This is a genomic window from Novosphingobium mississippiense (assembly GCF_044029535.1).
Taxonomy (GTDB): domain Bacteria; phylum Pseudomonadota; class Alphaproteobacteria; order Sphingomonadales; family Sphingomonadaceae; genus Novosphingobium.
On the sequence record NZ_CP147001.1, the window covers coordinates 2,381,796 to 2,400,446 of the forward strand.

General features: G+C 65.2%; 16 protein-coding genes and 1 tRNA gene. All 17 read right to left on the bottom strand.

Annotation, left to right across the window (positions count from 1 at the left end; all coding sequences use genetic code 11):
• Positions 1-69: 69 nt before the first annotated feature.
• Positions 70-145, bottom strand: a tRNA-Ala gene (locus WBP06_RS11300).
• A 173-nt stretch (positions 146-318) separates the two neighbouring features.
• Complete coding sequence (locus tag WBP06_RS11305) at positions 319-1,098, bottom strand: hypothetical protein (RefSeq protein ID WP_395327514.1); 780 nt, start codon at positions 1,096-1,098, stop codon at positions 319-321.
• A 109-nt stretch (positions 1,099-1,207) separates the two neighbouring features.
• Entirely contained in the window at positions 1,208-1,948 is a 741-nt protein-coding gene (locus WBP06_RS11310; RefSeq protein WP_395327516.1) for a Bax inhibitor-1/YccA family protein, read from the bottom strand.
• Between the two features lie 163 nt (positions 1,949-2,111).
• Positions 2,112-2,921, bottom strand: a complete 810-nt coding sequence (locus tag WBP06_RS11315) for a pyrroline-5-carboxylate reductase family protein (RefSeq protein WP_395327519.1) — start codon at positions 2,919-2,921, stop codon at positions 2,112-2,114.
• A gap of 171 nt (positions 2,922-3,092) precedes the next feature.
• Positions 3,093-3,602, bottom strand: a complete 510-nt coding sequence (locus tag WBP06_RS11320; RefSeq protein ID WP_395327522.1) for a YbjN domain-containing protein — start codon at positions 3,600-3,602, stop codon at positions 3,093-3,095.
• Between the two features lie 165 nt (positions 3,603-3,767).
• A complete protein-coding gene (locus tag WBP06_RS11325) occupies positions 3,768-5,843 on the bottom strand; it encodes an SPOR domain-containing protein (RefSeq protein WP_395327525.1) in 2,076 nt (691 codons plus the stop codon).
• A gap of 195 nt (positions 5,844-6,038) precedes the next feature.
• Positions 6,039-7,601 carry a cell division protein FtsZ gene (gene ftsZ / locus WBP06_RS11330; protein WP_395327528.1) on the bottom strand — a complete coding sequence of 521 codons (1,563 nt, stop codon included), beginning with the start codon at positions 7,599-7,601 and terminating at the stop codon, positions 6,039-6,041.
• A 180-nt stretch (positions 7,602-7,781) separates the two neighbouring features.
• Positions 7,782-9,062 (bottom strand): cell division protein FtsA, encoded by a 1,281-nt coding sequence (gene ftsA, locus WBP06_RS11335; RefSeq protein ID WP_395327531.1) that lies wholly within the window; start codon positions 9,060-9,062, stop codon positions 7,782-7,784.
• A complete protein-coding gene (locus tag WBP06_RS11340; RefSeq protein ID WP_395327533.1) occupies positions 9,062-10,048 on the bottom strand; it encodes a cell division protein FtsQ/DivIB in 987 nt (328 codons plus the stop codon). Before WBP06_RS11340 ends, ftsA begins: the two co-directional genes overlap by 1 nt.
• On the bottom strand, positions 10,045-11,007 hold the full coding sequence (locus WBP06_RS11345) for a D-alanine--D-alanine ligase (protein ID WP_395327536.1): 963 nt from the start codon (positions 11,005-11,007) through the stop codon (positions 10,045-10,047). Before WBP06_RS11345 ends, WBP06_RS11340 begins: the two co-directional genes overlap by 4 nt.
• Before the next feature lie 14 nt (positions 11,008-11,021).
• Positions 11,022-11,525: a DUF4262 domain-containing protein gene (locus tag WBP06_RS11350; protein ID WP_395327539.1), complete on the bottom strand. Its 504-nt coding sequence runs from the start codon at positions 11,523-11,525 to the stop codon at positions 11,022-11,024.
• Entirely contained in the window at positions 11,522-12,418 is an 897-nt protein-coding gene (gene murB / locus WBP06_RS11355; RefSeq protein ID WP_395327541.1) for a UDP-N-acetylmuramate dehydrogenase, read from the bottom strand. Before murB ends, WBP06_RS11350 begins: the two co-directional genes overlap by 4 nt.
• Positions 12,415-13,836 carry a UDP-N-acetylmuramate--L-alanine ligase gene (gene murC, locus WBP06_RS11360; RefSeq protein ID WP_395327543.1) on the bottom strand — a complete coding sequence of 474 codons (1,422 nt, stop codon included), beginning with the start codon at positions 13,834-13,836 and terminating at the stop codon, positions 12,415-12,417. Before murC ends, murB begins: the two co-directional genes overlap by 4 nt.
• Positions 13,833-15,017: an undecaprenyldiphospho-muramoylpentapeptide beta-N-acetylglucosaminyltransferase gene (gene murG / locus WBP06_RS11365; protein ID WP_395327545.1), complete on the bottom strand. Its 1,185-nt coding sequence runs from the start codon at positions 15,015-15,017 to the stop codon at positions 13,833-13,835. The genes murC and murG overlap by 4 nt, the downstream gene beginning before the upstream one ends.
• Positions 15,014-16,213, bottom strand: coding sequence for an FtsW/RodA/SpoVE family cell cycle protein (locus WBP06_RS11370; RefSeq protein ID WP_395327548.1), 1,200 nt, complete (start codon positions 16,211-16,213; stop codon positions 15,014-15,016). Before WBP06_RS11370 ends, murG begins: the two co-directional genes overlap by 4 nt.
• 1 nt (position 16,214) lies before the next feature.
• Positions 16,215-17,564 carry a UDP-N-acetylmuramoyl-L-alanine--D-glutamate ligase gene (gene murD / locus WBP06_RS11375; protein WP_395327551.1) on the bottom strand — a complete coding sequence of 450 codons (1,350 nt, stop codon included), beginning with the start codon at positions 17,562-17,564 and terminating at the stop codon, positions 16,215-16,217.
• 4 nt (positions 17,565-17,568) lie between these two features.
• Positions 17,569-18,639 (bottom strand): phospho-N-acetylmuramoyl-pentapeptide-transferase, encoded by a 1,071-nt coding sequence (gene mraY / locus WBP06_RS11380; RefSeq protein WP_395327553.1) that lies wholly within the window; start codon positions 18,637-18,639, stop codon positions 17,569-17,571.
• Positions 18,640-18,651: the final 12 nt, after the last annotated feature.

An 18,651-nucleotide genomic window follows, 5' to 3' on the forward strand; every position in this document is an offset into this window, starting at 1 on the left:
TTGTCGCGCATCCACGCCTCGGGCCGGGGTAGAACCGGGTCGTCCGGCTCAGGTCAGACATGTAAGGATTGGTGGAGCCGAGGGGGATCGAACCCCTGACCTCGTCATTGCGAACGACGCGCTCTCCCATCTGAGCTACGGCCCCGTTCCATTCCTTTCCCAAAGCGAGTTACCACTTCGGGAGCGCCCCCTTAGCGAGAACAAAGGCGTGTTGAAAGAGCAAAAATGGCGGCAGCGGAAATTTCCCCTACCCCGGAAACGGCAGAGCCGACGCCCCGCGATGCGGGACGCCGGCTCATGCGAACGCGGCTTCGCAGATTACTGCGCGTAAGCCTGCTGCTGCGGCTTGGTCGCCGGAGCCGTCGCCACCGGGGCGACACCTGCCGGACTGCCCGCCTGCGGCGCCGCCAGCATCGGAGTCTGCTGGCCGGCGCCGTAACGCGCATTCCAGGCCGCCAGATCGGCGCGATACTGGTCGTAGCTGTTGAAGAACTCCATGTACGGAGCCTCCGCCTTGGCCAGACCGCCCACCGCATAGGCGTTGAGCTGGCTGGCCGGAACCGCCTGCATTTCGGCGGCAAGGCCGATCATGGCATTGCACAGCGCCGGAACCACCGGCGGCAGCGCGAAGAAGTTATAGACCTGCGTCTGGTACGTTTCGCGCGCCTTGGTGCCGCCCTTTCCGTACTTCGAGGCAAACTCCTTATCGACCGCCTTGTTGGTCGCCGTCAGTTCCTTCGAATGGCGAACCAGGAAGTCCTTGTAGCCGGCCAGGATCGAGCCGTGATCCGGCCCCATGCAGTTCAGCGCCGCCACGTTGTAGGCCGAACGCAGGTTCCACAGCATCTGAGCCTGCGAGATACCCGAATTCACCGTGGTGCGCGCACCGTTTGCGCCCAGCACCGGGATCACCATGTTCACCTGCGCCCCCATCGGCGGCATCGGCCGCGGCGGGATCACGATCGGCGCCGGCGGCGGCGGGGGAGCCACGGCCACCTTCTGCGGACCGCAGCCGGCCAAAGTCACGGCGAGCGAACCTGCTGCCAGCGAAAGGCCCCATGCCAGGCCGCGTTTCTTCAGGTTTACCACCCCGTACACTCCAAATTTCCTCGATCTTTACTAACTACAGCGAGCGGGCGGCAAAGAAAATGCCCGGTGCGACGAATCGAACCGGGCATGGCAACTGCCAGATGTGGAAAACAGTGGATTACCTGCGATCGCCCAGGAAGCTCAGCAGGAACTGGAACATGTTGATGAAGTCCAGATAGAGCCGCAGGGCACCCATGACCACCGCCTTGCCCACGAACTCGGTACCGCGAACGCTGTAATACTGGTTCTTCAGCGCCTGGGTATCGTAGGCGGTAAGGCCTGCGAAGATCAGCACGCCGAGGATCGAGATCGCCAGCTGCAGCGCCGTCGACTGGACGAACATGCCGATCAGCATGGCGATGATGATGCCGAACAGGCCCATCGTTAGGAACGTACCGAAGCCCGACAGGTCCTTCTTGGTGGTGTAACCCACCAGGCTCAGGCCGGCGAAGGCGGCGGCGGTCGCAAAGAAGGTCGTCGCGATCGAGGCCCCGGTAAAGACCAGGAAGATCGAAGCCATCGACAGGCCCATGATCACGCAGAAGCCCCAGTAGAGCATCTGCAGCGTCGACGTCTTCATGCGCTGGAAGCCGAAGCTCATCGCCATCACGAAGCCGAGCGGCGCCAGCATGATCAGCCAGCGCAGCGGCGAGTTCAGCGCCTGCGCGGCAAAGCCGGAACTCGCGAAGACCAGCGCGACGATGCCCGAAAGCAGCACGCCCGAGGCCATGTAGTTGTAGATGGACAGCATGTAGCGACGCAGGCCCGTATCATACGCGACCTTGCCGCCGGCTCTGCCATCAAGGCTCGGAGACGCTCCGAAGCCCGTACCGGGCTGGGGGTCGTTCCAATTCGCCATGTCACACTCCCTTAGACGGGCCCGCCACCAAATGCGGGGGCCCGGACCACACGAATATCGCCTTCACCGCGCCGCTTTTCAAGGAAAACCGGCCATGGCTTTTTGTGTCAAAGTGTAAACGGAACCACAGCGACCCGCGCGGCCGCCCCGCCGGCGGCCGCGATCAGGCGCGGCGGGCCTCTGCCGCCATCTCGGCATTGCGGTCGTTGGACGCCTGCATGGTGGCCGCGATCAGCGTCGCCAGCGCGTCATCGGCGTCGAGCACGTTCATGCCCGCGCGCGTCGATCCGCCAGGGCTGGCCACCTTGTCCGCCAGTTCACCCGGCGAAAACGGGGAGGCCGCTGCCAGTTGCGAGGCACCCTCGACCATCGCAACTGCGAGGCGCTGGGCCTGCGCAGGCTCGATCCCAAGCTTCACCCCGCCCGCCGCCAGCGCATCGATGAAACGATAGACGAAGGCCGGGCCACAGCCGGTCAGCGCGGTCACGGCATCGAACTGCCCTTCGTGATCCAGCCATTCGGGGCTGCCGAGATGATCCATCAGCGCCGTCACTTCGGCGCGGCCGGCGTCGTCCAGCCCCCGCGAATCGAGGGCCACGGGCGACTTGCCGATCGCAACGGCCAGGTTCGGCATGATGCGCAGGATCGCGCCAACATCGGGGAAGCGCGCAGCCAGACTGTCGAACTCCACGCCCGCCAAGATAGAGAACAGGACGGTGTGCTTGCCCACCAGCGACGCAATGGCCGGTGCCGCGCCGTCCAAGCCTTGCGGCTTGATGCCCAGCATGACGGCATCGAAACGCCCTTCGGCCGGCAGGTCCTGCAGCAGCGTCACGCCTTCGGGAACGGATTCGCGCTTGGGATCGACCACGGTGAAGCGCGAGGCGGGAACGCCGCCCTTCAGCCAACCTTCCAGCATGGACCCGGCCATGTTGCCGCAGCCGACGAGCAGGATGTTCTGAAAGCGGTCCATGTCATTTCCCCAAGGCTTCACGCGCCGTTATGCAGCGAACGCGGGGCGACTTAGGCCAGCGACCGGTGCATGCCAAGACCCAAGCAGCCCAAGGCGGACGGGGCCAGATCGCACCGGCCCTGCCTGCCATTGTCCGGCGCCGCTACCCCACACCGCCAGTGCCGACGCGAGTCAGGCCTCTCCGGCAGCGTCGATCAGCGCGGCGGCCAGCGCCTCGGTCGGCGTCTTGTCGCCCCAGAGGATGAACTGGAACACCGGGTAGAAGCGATCGCACTCCTCGATCGCGGCTTCCACCACGGTCTGTGCTTGCCCGGGGCCAAGCAGCCCGTCCTCGCCCAGCATCAGGCCGTGGCGATAGAGCACCACGCCGCCATTCGACCAGACATCGAAATGGCCGACCCACAGCTGTTCGTTGATCAGCGCCAGCGCCTCATACATGGCGGAACGCTTGGCATCGGTGATGCGCACGTCCGGCAGGCAGAGCAACTGTAGCACCCTGTCCTCCGGACGCCAGATCGCCTGGAACTGGTACGTGGCCCAGGCACCCTTCACCTCACCCGAAAGCTCGTCCTCGCTGGCAAGTTCAAAGGGCCAGTCGCGCGCCTCGAAAAGTGCGGCCAGCATCTCCACGGGGGCGCTGTCCTCCTCGTCACGGCCGATATCGTCCTGAACCGTTCTCATGATCTCCGACATTCGACCTCCGCAACGCTTGGCCGCATGGATGCTTTGCCTTGCCCCTCCTGCACAATCCAGGCGACGCGATCGCCTGCGCAAAACTGCACAAGGCTGTTAACAGCGTGTGGATAAGATCAGGCGTGCCGGCAGGGCACCCGCAACTTCGGACGGTTACTTGGCCGAAAGCGGATCGACTACCTGGCCTGCCGGACTTGTCCAGGGCAGTGCATCGTCAAAACCTTGCTTCTTGGCGTCGGCAATAAACGCATTGGCCGCCTTTTGGGTTTCGAACGGGCCGACAAGCACGCGATTGGTGCGCCCCATGTCGCTCACATAAGGCTCACGCCCCTTCAGCAAGGCAGGCGACTGCTTGAGATAGCGCCGCCAATCGAAGGCGATCGCATCCTTGTTCCGGCCAACGCCGATCTGCACCCAGATACGGCTGGGATGCGTGGGGACAGCAGGCTTCTTGCCCTTGGCTGGAGTATCGCCCTTGGCCGAAACGTCACCCTTGGCACCCGGCTTGGCAGCGGCCTTAGGGTCCACCTTAGGCTCTCCCTTGCCGGCGCCTTTCGCATCAGGCTTGGTTCCGGCCTTGGCATCGGGCTTGCCGGGCTTGGCATCGGGTTTGGCGTCCGGCTTGCCTTCGTCCTTGTCGTCGGGCTTGGGCTCAGGCTTTACCTCGGGCTTCACAGGCACCTTGGGCGGCGGTGGCGGTGCGGGACGCGCCGGCTCGATCTGGCGAATATCCACCGCGCCGGCTGCGGGCACGATCTGCATCCCCGGCTTGCCAAGGTCCGCGAAGATCTCGGCCAGCGACGGCTGGTGTGCACTCGGCTCTGGCGGCGCTTCCGTAACGGGACGGGCCGGCGCTGCAGCGAGCGGAGCGGCAGCTGGCTGCGTCGCGACCGGACGCGCGGGTGCGGTCGCCGCCGGAGGCGTCTGGGTGCGCGAAAGGTCTAGGCCCTGCCCACCAGTAGCCGACATCGCAGGAGCCGAAGAAGGTGTCGACGGCGGCGTGGCCCGGGCGACCGGAGGCGTCGACGCAATCGGCTTCGCCGCCGGCGCCTTGCCCCCTACGGCCGGAAGCTCGCCCGAAGCATCGCGCTCGATGGTCGGCATCGGCTCAGGCGGCGCGACGCGTGCAGGCTCAGCCGACGTCGACGAATGTGAGCCGCCGGCGGTCGATGCCAGATGCGACGAAGACGTGCCGGACAGCGGCAATGTCTGCGCACCCGCGGCCGGAGCGGTGCGCGAAGGCGTTGCGGCTGTCGACGTCTTGCGTCCGCCGCGCGTGGTCGTCCGACCGGTGGCCGGCTGGTTCGATGCAAGGTTGGCACGCTGCGCCATTGCCGCCTCGCTCGCGGCCAACTGCGTCGCGTACGTCGAGATCCGCGTATCGTCGTGGCCGATTTCGGAAGCGCGCGGGAACTTGCCGAGGTTGGCGGCGGCCGCCTGCTGCGCCCGCGTCAGACGGGGCATGTAGCGCAAGTAGGGGGCGATGTTCTGCGCCAGTTGCGGCGGCAGGATCGAATTGGAGACTTCGACCGCCTGCTGCGTATCGCCGCCGATCGCCAACGCGAAGGCGCGGGTGCGCCAGCCCGGCTTGTCCTGCTTTTGCAGCAGCGGCATCAGCGTCGTTTGCGCTGCCTTGCCGTCGCCGGCAATCGCCTGGCTGATGGCAAGACGCATGCGCGCCTCCTCATCGCCCGCACCGCCCAGTGCAGCCGCATAGTAATGCTGCGCCGTGGCATTCGCGCCGACCAGATCATAGGCCAGCCCGCGATCGGCCGCGATCTGGGCGGGCGTGGCCCCGGCCTTCTCTGCCTCTGCAAACAGCGGAATCGCCGATACCGGATCGCCGCTCATCGCCAGCGCACCAGCCAGCCCCGCCTTGATATGCGCATTGCCGGGCGTGATCTCGTCCGCGCGCCGATAGAAGCCGATGGCGGCGTCATAGTCTGCCAGCGCCTTTGCAGCGTCCGCCGCGTCGACCAGGGCCGTTGCATCGCGTGGATTGCGCCCCAATCGTGCCAGTGCGGCGCTGAGCCGCTGCGAATCCGCCCCCGGCAAGGCCTGAACCACTGGCCGGGCAACGACAGGCGCGCTCTGAGCGAACGATGCCTGCGGCAGGACCAACGCGGGTAGAACCAACGTAATCGGCGCCAACATGGGAAAAGCAAGCGCGGCGCGAATGCCACGGTCCGACCGCGGCTTGATGCCCGATTGCTTCTGCCTCAGCGCCACGTCTGCGATATCCTTGCTATCCGGCGCGTCCGATCCGGCCCATTGGCCGCACGGGTCCATCCGCGCCGCTGATCTCATCCGGCGGGCCTATGACGCCCGCTACCTGAACCTCCGGCTAACATGATGCGCCGCGATCGGTCCGGAAATAGCGACGGGGCGGGCGGCCCGAAAGCCGCCCGCCCCGCGCAACAGCGATTACTGGTTGTTCTGACGGCCGAGGAAACGCGGGATCGAGATCGATGCCGAGTCCTCATCATCCCCCGCCGGCTCGGGAGCCGCCGCCTTCGGACGCGAAAGGCTGGTCATGCGTTCGAACAGCGTGCTGCCACCACCAACCGGACGGGCCGGTGCGGCAGCGGGCGCAGGCTCTGCCGGACGGCGCTGGCGCAGCGGCGAGTTCGGCACGGTCTCACCGCCATCGAGCAGCAGTTCATCCTGCGGCGCAATCGGCGCTTCAAGGCCGCCCGACAGGTCGAGCGGTGCGCGCTGGCCTTGCAGGCCGGTCAGGCTGGCGTAAGCGTCGGTCGTCGCTTCGTCGCCGTGCTCTTCCAGTTCCTCACCCGCGCCCAGTTCCAGTTCGAACGGTTCGGGTTCCGGGGCAGCCACCTGAATCGGCGCCGGGGGCGTCAGATCGAGCGGGGCCGGAGCCGGCATGAAGGCCGAAGGCGTCTGGATCGCAGGGCGCGTGGGCGCATGATGCTCGACCGGAGCCGGCCGCGACACCATCGGGCGCACCGGGCCACGGCCCGAGCTGAGCGTCACCGGACGCGCGGCGATCTCGGCCTGTTCAGCGCTCTGCTCGATACCGGTGGCGACCACCGATACGCGAATCTTGCCCTGCAGGTCCGGATTGAAGGCCGAACCCCAGATGATGTTCGCATCGGGATCGACCAGTTCGCGGATGTGGTTCGCGGCTTCGTCGACTTCCAGCAGCTTCATGTCGTCGCCGCCGATGATCGAGATGATCACGCCCTTGGCGCCCTGCATCGACACGCCGTCGAGCAGCGGGTTCGCTATGGCGCGTTCGGCCGCTTCGAGAGCGCGGTTCGGGCCTTCGCCCTCACCCGTGCCCATCATCGCCTTGCCCATTTCACCCATGACCGAACGGACGTCCGCAAAGTCGAGGTTGATGAGGCCCGGCATGATCATCAGGTCGGTGATCGAGCGCACGCCCTGCTGCAACACTTCGTCGGCCAGCGAGAACGCTTCCTTGAAAGTGGTGTCCGCCTTGGCGACCAGGAACAGGTTCTGGTTCGGGATGACGATCAGCGTATCGACGTGTTTCTGCAGCTCTTCGATGCCCGCGTCGGCAGAGCGCATGCGGCGCGTGCCTTCGAACATGAACGGCTTGGAAACCACACCCACCGTCAGCACGCCCTTGGCGCGCGCAGCCTGCGCGATGATCGGCGCGGCGCCGGTGCCGGTGCCGCCACCCATGCCGGCGGCGATGAAGACCATGTGCACGCCATCGAGCAGACGCTCGATATCAGGCAGGGTTTCCTCGGCAGCCGCGCGACCCACTTCGGGGCGAGCGCCGGCACCAAGGCCCTGCGTGATGTCGGGCCCCAGCTGGATGCGCGTTTCCGCGATCGAATTGTTCAACGCCTGCGCGTCGGTATTGGCGACAACGAAGTCGACGCCCTCGATCTGCGCCTGGATCATGTTGGCGATGGCGTTGCCGCCTGCGCCGCCAACGCCGATGACGACGATGCGCGGACGAAGCTCTTCGATTGCCGGCGGTCCGATGTTGATGCTCATTTCGTTCTCCTGGCAGGCCCGTGCGCGAAGAAATTTACCTTGACCAATTTGATTGCACGCTTCGTTTCATCGAAGCAAAGCGTGACGGCCCGTTGTCCACAGCAGAAACCGCCGTTTGCGGCCAATCGTGCCGGTTTTGCCGTGGCCCTTGCGGCCCCGGCACCCTGACCGGCGAACTGTTCAGAAGTATTCCCTCAGTGCTCTATAGACGCGATTGATCACCCCCAGCCCCGAATAACTTATTGTCTGCTGGCGGTTCTTGCCGAAAGTGCGAATGTCCACCGGGTCCGCGCCGGCATAGAGAACCAGCCCGGCAAGCGTGGAAAAGCCCGGCTTCACGTGCGCCTCCGCCAATCCCGTCAAGTGCGGCACGCTGCCGACGCGCACGGGCTTGCCCAGCGCGGCCTGCGCATAATCGGCGAGTCCCACCAATTCGGCGCCGCCGCCAGTAAAGACCACCTGTTTGCCGCGCTGCGCATTGAAACGCATCGCCTTCAGCGCCTTGTTTATTTCTTCCATCAACACGCCCAACTGGCCGGTGATGACGCCGATCAGTTCCGCGCGCGGAATGCGGTTCTTGTCGTCGGCGTGGCGCGCGATCGGGCCGGCGTGCTCCTCACCCGGGGCGTTGACCGGGATCATCTCGCGATGGTCGTGCGGGCTGGCGATGGCCGATCCGTTCACGCATTTCAGGCGCTCCGCCTGGAAGCGGCGGATGCCGAAAGCCGAAGCGATCGCATCGGTGATATCTGCCGAACCCATCGGGATCGAGATCATGTCGATCAGCAGTCCGTGCGAATAGACGGCCACGTTCGTCACTTCCGCACCGAATTCGACCAGCGCCACGCCCAGATCGCGTTCCTCCGGCGAGAGGCATGCCTGCCCCGCCGCGATTGGCGATCCGACGATGGCCTCCACCTCCAGATGCGCGCTCTGCACCGCCTCGGTCAGATTGCGGATCGGGGCGCCGTCGGCGAGCATGATGTGGATGTCCACGCCCAGACGCTCGGCATGGAGTCCCTTGGGGTTACCTACGCCATGCGCGCCGTCGAGCCGGTATTGCGCGGGCTGCGCGTGCAGCACCATGCGTCCGTCCGGCTGGATCACCTCCCGCGCGGAAACGAGAAGCTGGTCGATATCTTCCTGCTCGATGCGGCGTCCGCCAATCTCGGCATCGAACTGGTCGATGCGGCTGGCAAGCCCCGCGCCCGAGCAGCCGATCCAGACCCTGGAGACGCTGGTATCGGCCATCTTTTCGGCACGATCGATTGCATCGCGCACGGCATAAGTCGCGGCGGCCATATCGGTGACGTAGCCGCGCTTGATGCCCTGGCTGGCGCGGTGGCCGGAGCCGAGCACGATCATGTCGCCCATCTCGGACATGCCGGCAACGATGGCGGAAATGCGGAAGGATCCGATGTTGACCGCGCCGAACACGCGGGTGATCCGGGGGCCTGCCATCACTGCTCCTCCGCGTCGGCGGGAATTAAAGTTTTGGGCGCCTTGTCGGCGGAGTCGGCAGCGGTCTGTCCGTGCGGCACGGCGCCGGCGCTGGAGGCGATTTCCTGCCCCTCTCCTTCCGGCACGCGCATATAGATACGATCCGGCGCGCGCATGTCGAACGCCATGACTTTGCCGCCCAGCAGGCGGTTGGTGCCGTCAAGCCGCGCGAACGTGACCAGCGCGCCAGCCGCTTCCTTGTCACCTTCGGGCAGCGCGAGCACTTGCCCGGTGCGGAAGGTCAGGTTCCAGCGGCGATTGCCGATCCACTCGGCCTCCTGCACGCCGGGCTGGAGCGCCGGTGCAGCCTGCAGCAGATTGGCCAGTTCGGTCACCTGCTGGCCCGCGCCGGGGCCGGAAACGATCAGCTTGCCCCCGGTATCCTTGCGCGAAACCTGTTCGAGTTCGTGGCCCGTCTCATCGATCAGCACGAATTGATCGTCCTTGCGCAGCACCGCGTGGGCCTCACGCTCGACGATGTCGATCACCAATGTATCCGGCAACTGGCGGGAAACGCGCGCGTCTTTCACCCACGACAGCCCCAGCAGTTCGGCACGCAGGGCATCCAGGTCGACTTCGGTCATCGCCCGGTCGCGCTCGGCCAACGCCTTTTCGTAGACCTTCAATTCATTGAGGTGCTTCACGCCGCGCACTTCCACGCGCTTCACTTCGAAGCCCGCATCGGCCGAAACCCGCGCGAACTGCGCATTCGCCAGCATCGGCACGCCGGCGGCATTGGCCACCACGCAGGCAAGCCCCACCGCGCCGCCAAGGATGGCGACGAGGAAGATCTTGTGCAGTTGCTCTTCGGTGAAGGGCAGCCACGACATCGCCGCGTCCAGCGTCGATCCCGTAGTCGCCTTCGCCTTGCGGACCTTGGCCTTGGTGCCTTGCCGGGCGGCGACTTTCCTTGCGCTCTTCGGCTTGCGCCGGATCGTCTGGCTCATCCGTCCCCCTTCGCAGCCTTGGAGGTGCGTGCGTCTTCAAGCGCTTCGGCAATAATGGCCTCGACGAGATCGGGGTATTCCATGCCGCAGGCGCGGGCCTGTTCGGGCACGAGGCTGAGCGGGGTCATGCCCGGCTGAGTGTTCACTTCCAGCAGGAACAGTCCTTCGACGCCCTGCGTATCGTCCCAGCGGAAGTCCGAGCGGCTGGTGCCCTTGCAGCCCAGCAACTGGTGCGCCCGCAGCGCCAGATCCTTGCACGCCGCCGTAATCTCGTCGGGGATTTCGGCCGGGCAGATGTGCTGGGTCATGCCGTCGGTGTACTTGGAATCGAAGTCGTAGAAGCCCGACTTGGGCTTGAGTTCGGTGACCAGCAAAGCGCGATCTCCGATAACGGCCGTGGTCAGCTCCAAGCCGCGAATATAGGGCTCTGCCAGCAGGCGGTCGAAGTGCTGCCAAGGGCCCTCGGTCTCGCGGCCGATGGGATTGCCGTAATTGCCCTCTGCCGTGACGATGGCGACGCCAACCGATGAGCCTTCGTTCACCGGCTTCAGCACGTAAGGACGCGGCAGCGGATCGCGCTCGAAAATCTCGGCGCTTTCGACGATGCGGCCGCCGGGCATCGGAATGCCATGCGGGACCAGCGCCTGCTTGGTCAGTTCCTTGTCGATGGCAATCACCGAAGTGGCGAGGCCGGAGTGTGTATAGGTGAGGCCCATCAGGTCCATCATGCCCTGCACCGTGCCATCCTCGCCCGGCGCGCCATGGAGCGCGTTGAACACGACGTCCGGCTTGGTTTCCGCCAGGCGCAGCGCAACATCGCGGTCCATGTCGATGCACGTGACCTTGTGGCCCTTGGACTCAAGCGCCTTGGCCACGCCCTCGCCGCTCATCAGCGAGACCGGCCGTTCGTTCGACCAACCGCCCATCAGGACTGCGACGTGGAGTTTGGGGAGGGACATCAATGAATACTCTTTTAGTAGAGGGCAGGTTGTTGGGAAATCACGTAATCGTCGCACCCATTGTCCCACGGGAAAAGGCCTTGCTGCGCGCCGGGCCAAACGATCTGATATGCTTCCTTAACAGCATTCCCATGCTGGCTGCGGTGATACCAGATGGCCCAACCGAGATGCTCCTTGATCGCCACGGGATCAGTCACATGACGCAGGACGCAATCGAAATCTTCCAGAAGCCCGCTGACCACGACCCCCTCGCCAAGGACAAGACCGCCCGCACATTGCCGACGCATCTCGTTGACCATAAAGTGCATCAGATCGCGTCTTAGGCCATATACGATGACCTCCGGTTGACCGACCGACACCGGGAAGCCGATCGAATAGGCAAAATCGGGCTCTTTACCATCAGGATCGAACACGAATTGCGACTGGCAACCATGGTCTCGCACGTTGTCGAGAACCGCTTGTTCCTGCTCGTCAAGTTCGCGCTTTCCGCCCGCAAATTTTCCGAAAACCCCTTTCACGGCCGCCCCACCCGCTGGATTTCCCATTCGAGCGTGACGCCCGACTTTTCCTTGACCCGACGGCGGACTTCCTCGCCCAGCGCTTCGATATCACTGCTCGTGGCGTCGGCCACGTTGAGCAGAAAGTTGGTGTGCTTCTCACTCACTTGCGCGCCGCCGATAGAAAGGCCGCGGCAGCCGGCTTCGTCCACCAGTTGCCATGCCTTGTGGCCTTCGGGGTTCTTGAAGGTCGATCCGCCGGTCTTGCTGCGCAACGGCTGACTGGCCTCTCGGCTGGCGGAGATGCGGTCCATCTCGGTCTGGATCGCCTCGGGCTCGCCGGGCTGGCCCTTGAAGCGGGCGGAGACGACCACCGCGCCTACGGGCAATTCCGAATGGCGATAGGTGTAGCCGAGATCGGCATTGTTCAGCGTCACCAGCGTGCCATCGCGCAGGACGACGTCGCAATCGACCAGCACGTCCTTGACCTCACCACCGTAGGCGCCGCCGTTCATGCGCACGAAGCCGCCGACCGTGCCGGGGATCGAGCGCAAGAATTCCACGCCGGCAATGCCGCTGTCACGCGCGGTCGAAGAGACGAGGATGCCGCTTGCACCGCCCCCGCAATCCAGCGTCACGTCGTCCACCTTCGCAACCTTGGCAAAAGGCTTGCCCAGGCGGATCACCACGCCGGAAACGCCACCGTCGCGCACGATCATGTTGGAGCCGAGGCCCAGCGCCATGACCGGAACGGCGGGATCCAGATCGCGCAGGAACGCCTGCAAGTCTGCCAAGTCCTTGGGCTCGAACAGCCACTGCGCCGCGCCGCCGGATTTGAACCAGACGAGCGGGGCCAACGGCGCATCGGCCGTCAGCTTACCGCGCACTTCAGGAAGATGGGCAACCTGGCTCAAGCGGCCCTCCGCTTGACCACGGCATCGGCTAAACCGGCGGCCCACTTGGTGATGTCGCCCGCGCCAAGGCAGACGACCATGTCGCCCGGCTGGATCGAAGTAGCGAGTACGTCAGCCAGCGCGTCCGGCCCGGCGATGACTTGCGCCGAACGATGCCCGCGCGCCTTCATGCCCGAGACCATGTGATCGGAATCGACACCCTCGATCGGCTGCTCTCCGGCGGCGTAAACCGGGGCGGCGTAGACCACGTCGGCATCGTTGAAGGCGCCTTCGAAGTCATCCATGTGATCGCGCAAGCGGGTGAAGCGGTGTGGTTGGACCACGGCGATGACGCGGCCCTTCACGCCTTCACGCGCGGCGGCGAGCACGGCGCGGATTTCCACTGGATGGTGGCCGTAATCGTCGATCACGGTGACGACACCGCCTTCGACTTCGATCTCGCCCACCTTGGTGAAGCGGCGCTTCACACCGCCGAACTTGGAGAAACCGGTCTGTATGCAGGCATCCGAGCAGCCCATCTCCACCGCAACGCCGATGGCGGCGAGCGCATTCTGGACGTTGTGGCGGCCCGGCATCGGCAGTTCGATGCCCTCAATCCGGCGGAACGAGCCGTCACGCTGACGCAGTGCCACGTCGAAGCGATTGCCGCCCGGAACCGGCGTCACGTTCTCGCCGCGAATGTCGGCCTGCGCGGAGAAACCGTAGGTCACCACGCGGCGGTCGCGCACCTTGGGGATCACCGCCTGCACTTCGGGGTGATCGATGCAGAGCAGCGCGCAGCCGTAGAACGGCACGTTCTCGATGAACTCGACGAAGGAATCCTTCACCTTGTCGAACGAGCCGTAGTGATCGAGATGCTCGGGATCGATGTTGGTGACGACGGCGATGGTACCGTCGAGGCGCAGGAACGAACCGTCGCTCTCGTCCGCTTCCACGACCATCCAGTCACTCTCGCCCAGGCGCGCGTTGGAGCCGTAGGCGTTGATGATGCCCCCGTTGATGACCGTCGGGTCTACGCCGCCCGCATCGAGCAGCGCCGCCACCATCGAGGTGGTGGTGGTCTTGCCGTGGGTACCGGCCACCGCAACGGTGTTCTTCAGGCGCATCAGTTCGGCCAGCATTTCCGCGCGGCGCACCACGGGGATACGGTGTTCGAGCGCGTAGACCACTTCGGGATTCTCACGCTTCACGGCGGTGGAGGTGACGACCACGGCCGCGCCTTCCACGTTCTCCGCCGCGTGGCCGATCGAGACCTTGATACCGCGCTTGCGCAGGCCTTCCACCACGTAGCCTTCGGCAATGTCGGAGCCCTGCACCACATAGCCCAGGTTGTGCATCACCTCGGCAATGCCGGACATGCCGATGCCGCCAATGCCGACGAAGTGGATCGTGCCGATATCGGTGCCGACGCCCTTCATGCGACGCCTCCCTTGCGGGCCAGGGCTTCGCTGCCCCTGGCGGGCACGGTCTTGTCCATTCGAATTACGTCCATGATCGGGCTCGCACCGAAGCTCTCTACGAGATCGGCAAGGTCACTCGCGGCATTGGGATAACCACAGTTCCACGAGGCGTGGGCGGCATTGGCCAGCGTTTCGGGATGCAGCGCCATCGCCTGGATCTGCTTGGCGAGCGTGGTGGCGGTGAAGTTTTCCTGACGGATCGCGCGGGCGCCGCCGGCCGCCACGATTTCACGCGTGTTGGCTGCCTGGTGATCGTCAGTGGCGATGGGCAACGGGATCAGGATCGCCGGGCGCCCCACATCGGTCAGTTCGGCAATGGTCGATGCGCCGGAGCGGCCAATGAACAGGTGCGCGCCGGCAAGGCGCTCTGCCATATCTTCGAAATAGGTCGCCAGTTCGGCCGGGATGCCATGGCTGGCATAGCGAGCGCGCACCGCCTCGATGTCTTCGGGCCGGCACTGCTGGATCACCTGAAGGCGCGAACGCAGCGCCGGGGGCAGCATGGCCAGACCGTCGGGCACGACTTCGGAAAGGACACGCGCGCCCTGGCTGCCGCCGGTGACGAGGATGCGCAGCAGGCTATCCTCGGTGAATTCGGGGAACGGCGCATCACGCAGGGCCAGCACTTCGTCACGCACCGGGTTGCCGACCAGCGTGACCTTACCGGAAAGCTTCGGATCAAGCCGGTCCACCTGTTCGAAAGCGGTGGCGATGGCATCGACCTTGCCCGCGAAATAGCGGTTCACGCGGCCGAGGACCGAGTTCTGCTCATGCAGGATCGTCGGGATCCGGGCAGAGCGCGCGGCCAGCATCGTCGGCAGCGCCGGATAGCCGCCAAACCCGATCACGGCGGTGGGCTGGAAGCTTTCGAACAGCCGCAACGCCATGCGCTTGCCTTCCAGGATGCCGCGCAGGCCCTTCAGCCAGTTCAGCGGATTCTTGCCCGCAATGCGGCCCTGCGGCAGCACGTGCGCGGGCAGGTAATCGGGCTTGCCCGGAATCGCGGCGCCGCGCTCATCGGTGATGAGCGCAACGTGGTGTCCGCGGCGATCCAGTTCGGCGGCAAGCGCGAAGGCGGGAATGAGGTGTCCGCCCGTCCCGCCCGCGGCGAGAACGTAGTGGCGGCTGACCAGACTCATGAAGAAGCGTCTCCGATGGCGCGCAGCGAGAATGCCTCGCGCTTGATAAAGGGGTTGCGGCGCGTGATTGCCAGCAACAGGCCCACCGTCAAGCACATGGCGACAGTCGACGATCCACCGTAGCTGATCAGCGGCAGGGTCATGCCCTTCGAGGGGAAGAGCTGGAGGTTGACGAGGATGTTGATGAACGCCTGCCCGCCGAACTGAGAAGCGATGCCCGCGGCGGCCAGCACCGTGAACAGGTCTTCCTCATCCACCAGACGCAGCATCACCCGCACCAGCAGCGCGAGGTAGAGGCACACGATCACCATGCAGGCGATCAGTCCGAACTCCTCACCGATGACGGAGAAGATGTAGTCCGTATGCGCTTCGGGCAGCGCCATCTTGCGGATGCCCATCCAGAAGCCTTGCCCGAACCAGCCACCGTTCAGCAGCGTGCGCTGGGCAAGGTCCACCTGGTCGAATGCGTTGCCGCCCGAAAGGAACGAATCGATGCGATTTCGGCCGTTGGCGTACGTGAAATACATGACGACGACACCGGCCACGCCCGCGCCCGCGAACATGCCGATGCGCTTCAGCGGGATGCCCGCCAGCAGGATCATCACGAAGAAGGTGCCGGAAAACAGCATGGTCGAGCCGAAGTCCGGCTGCGCCATCAAGAGCGCGCCGATAAGGCCCATCAGGCAGAAGCACAGCGCCACCACCGGAATGTTGGGATCGCGCGCGCGCCACGAAAGGATCCACGCCAGCAGGATCGGAAAGCCCGTGCCCAGGAACTGCGAAGGCTGGAGCGAGATGCCGAAGTGCAGCCAGCGCTTGGCGCCGTTCACTTCCGAACCCACCACCGGCACCAGCAGCAGGCCGAAGATCATCATGCCCGCAATCAGGATGCCCAGCCGCCGCGCGCTGTCCTTCGACAGGCTGGAAGCCCAGAACATCGCGCAGAGCCCCACGAACTGCCAGCGCACGTGCAACCAGAAGAAGTAGAGCGAGGGCAGATGTTCCTGCGAGGTCGAAAGGCGACGCGCGCTCGCCGGGGAACCGGCCGCAACGGCGATCGCACCGATCCCCATCAGGATCAGCACGAGGGCCAGAAACGTACGGTCGATCTCCTGCCACCAGATCGCCAGCTGGCCGCGACGGTTGCGGTTGTAGCGGACGTTGGCGGGCACTGCCCCCGGCGCGGTCGTGGCCATCCTAGTGCTTCTCCCCTGCGGCCGCCGCTGCGCCCTGCGTTTCCAGCAGCGCCTCGACGATCTGGCGGAAAGCCAGCCCGCGCGCCTCGTAGTCACGGAACTGGTCGAAGCTGGCGCACGCGGGCGAGAGCATGACGATGTCGCCGGGAACGGCTTCGGCCATGGCTTCGCGGATGGCTTCGGCCATCATCTCGCTGCGGTGGACGCGCGTATAGGGCGCAAGGATTTCGGCAAAACGCGGGCCGGCATCGCCGATCGTGTAAGCGGCGGCGATATTGCCGAAGTACGGCGCGCATTCGTCAAGGTCGTCACCCTTGGGCAAGCCGCCCAGGATCCAGTGGATGCGCGGCTTGGGGTCGGGCGGGAACGCGGCGATGGCCGGCGCGGCCGAGGCCGGGTTGGTGGCCTTGGAATCGTTGATGTAAATGACGCCATTCGCCTCCGCCACGCGCTCCATGCGGTGCGGCAACCCGCGGAACTTGCGCAGCGCCGGCTTCCACTTGGCCGCCGGAATGCCCAGCGCCTCTACAATGGCGACGGCAACGGCGGCGTTCTGAAGGTTGTGCGGGCCCTGCAGCGAAGGCCAGTTCTTCTGAAGCGCAGCGATTTCGTGCCCATCCACCTCGCGCACGAGGCCGGGTTCGCGCCGGGCCGTCTCTACGGCGGCGATATCGGCGGTCTCTACATCGCCCTTCCCGAACACGGCCGGGCGGTGGGGGCCCTGCATCTCGAACAGGCGCGCCTTGGACGCGGCATAGGCAGCGAAGTTCTCGTAACGATCGAGGTGATCGGGCGTGATGTTCAGCAGCGCCGCCACGTCGCAATCGAGGCTGCGGGTCAGGTCTATCTGATAGCTGGAAAGTTCCAGCACATAGACGCCACCCTCGGGCAGCGGCTGGGCCGACAGCACCGGCACGCCGATATTGCCACCGACACGCGCCTCCACCCCGGCCGACTTCAGCAGATGCTGGACCAGCGAGGTGGTGGTGGACTTGCCGTTTGTGCCGGTGATGCCCACCACGCGATGCGTGGGCAGGCTGTCGCGGGCAAGTGCGAACAACTCGATATCGCCGATCACCGGCACGCCGTAGCGGCGCGCGGCTTCGGCGATGGGATGGGTGTTCAGCGGAACGCCGGGCGAGACGATCACGCCGTCATAGCCGGTGAGATCGGCGGTGACCGGATCGGCCAGTTCGACGCGCCCTGCCATCTGCTGGCGCGGCTCGTCACGCGAATCCCAGGCCATCACGTGCGCGCCGCTGGCCAGCAGCGTTTCCACGGCAGCAAGACCCGAACGCGCGAGGCCGAGGACCGCGTAACGCTTTCCGGCGAAGGCGGGAGAAACGATCACGCGCTTATCGCAGCTTGAGCGTGGAGAGGCCGATCACCGCAAGGACGATCGAAATGATCCAGAAGCGGATGACGACGGTCGATTCCTTCCAGCCCTTCTGTTCGAAGTGGTGGTGGATGGGCGCCATGCGGAACACGCGGCGACCGGTACGTTTGAACCAGAAGACCTGGATGATCACCGAGACGGCTTCCAGCACGAAAAGGCCACCAACCACGGCCAGCACGATTTCGTGATGCGCGGCAACGGCGATCGCGCCAAGGGCGCCGCCAAGGGCAAGGCTGCCGGTATCGCCCATGAAAACGGCGGCCGGCGGCGCGTTGAACCACAGGAAGGCCAGGCAGGCGCCGATGATGCCCGCACAGAACACGGCAAGCTCACCCGCACGCGGCACGTGGGGAATGCCCAGATAGTTCGCATAGTCGACGCGGCCTGCAAGGTAGCAGATGATCGCGAACGTGCCCGCCGCGATGATCACCGGCATCGTTGCCAGACCATCCAGACCGTCGGTCAGGTTCACCGCATTACCCGCGCCCACGATCACGAAGGCGGCGAAGACGTAGTAGAACGGCCCCAGCGGAATGTAGCGCCCCGAAAGGAACGGCACGTAGAGATTGGTGTTGAGCTGGCTGACGATGATGTAGGCGGCAATGCCCGCCACCACGAATTCAAGGCCAAGGCGCAGCTTGCTGGAAAGCCCGGCAGTGCTGCGCTTGGAAACCTTGTCGTAATCGTCAAGGAAACCGATGATCCCGAAGCCCACGGTAACGGCGATGCAGGCCCAGACGAAGGGATTGGTCACATCCATGAACAGGATCATGGAACTGACCAGCGCGGTCAGGATCATCAGGCCGCCCATGGTCGGCGTGCCACGCTTGGCCAGATGGCTCTGCGGCCCATCCTCGCGGATCGGCTGACCCTTGCCCTGACGCACGCGCAGCATGTTGATGAAGCGCGGACCGATCAGCAGGCCAAGGCCCAGCGCCGTCATCAGCGCCGCGCCGGAACGGAAGGATTGATAGCGGAAGAGGTTGGACAGTCCCTCGAAATGGAACCATTCTGCGATCAGATACAGCATCTTGCGGGGGAG

Bases quoted from the DNA above. Each gene is read 5' to 3' on its own strand.
- WBP06_RS11310 (WP_395327516.1), bottom strand. From the start codon at position 1,948: ATGGCGAATTGGAACGACCCCCAGCCCGGTACGGGCTTCGGAGCGTCT.
- WBP06_RS11315 (WP_395327519.1), bottom strand. From the start codon at position 2,921: ATGGACCGCTTTCAGAACATCCTGCTCGTCGGCTGCGGCAACATGGCC.
- WBP06_RS11320 (WP_395327522.1), bottom strand. From the start codon at position 3,602: ATGAGAACGGTTCAGGACGATATCGGCCGTGACGAGGAGGACAGCGCC.
- ftsZ (WP_395327528.1), bottom strand. From the start codon at position 7,601: ATGAGCATCAACATCGGACCGCCGGCAATCGAAGAGCTTCGTCCGCGC.
- ftsA (WP_395327531.1), bottom strand. From the start codon at position 9,062: ATGGCAGGCCCCCGGATCACCCGCGTGTTCGGCGCGGTCAACATCGGA.
- WBP06_RS11340 (WP_395327533.1), bottom strand. From the start codon at position 10,048: ATGAGCCAGACGATCCGGCGCAAGCCGAAGAGCGCAAGGAAAGTCGCC.
- WBP06_RS11345 (WP_395327536.1), bottom strand. From the start codon at position 11,007: ATGTCCCTCCCCAAACTCCACGTCGCAGTCCTGATGGGCGGTTGGTCG.
- murC (WP_395327543.1), bottom strand. From the start codon at position 13,836: ATGAAGGGCGTCGGCACCGATATCGGCACGATCCACTTCGTCGGCATT.
- murG (WP_395327545.1), bottom strand. From the start codon at position 15,017: ATGAGTCTGGTCAGCCGCCACTACGTTCTCGCCGCGGGCGGGACGGGC.
- WBP06_RS11370 (WP_395327548.1), bottom strand. From the start codon at position 16,213: ATGGCCACGACCGCGCCGGGGGCAGTGCCCGCCAACGTCCGCTACAAC.
- mraY (WP_395327553.1), bottom strand. From the start codon at position 18,639: ATGCTGTATCTGATCGCAGAATGGTTCCATTTCGAGGGACTGTCCAAC.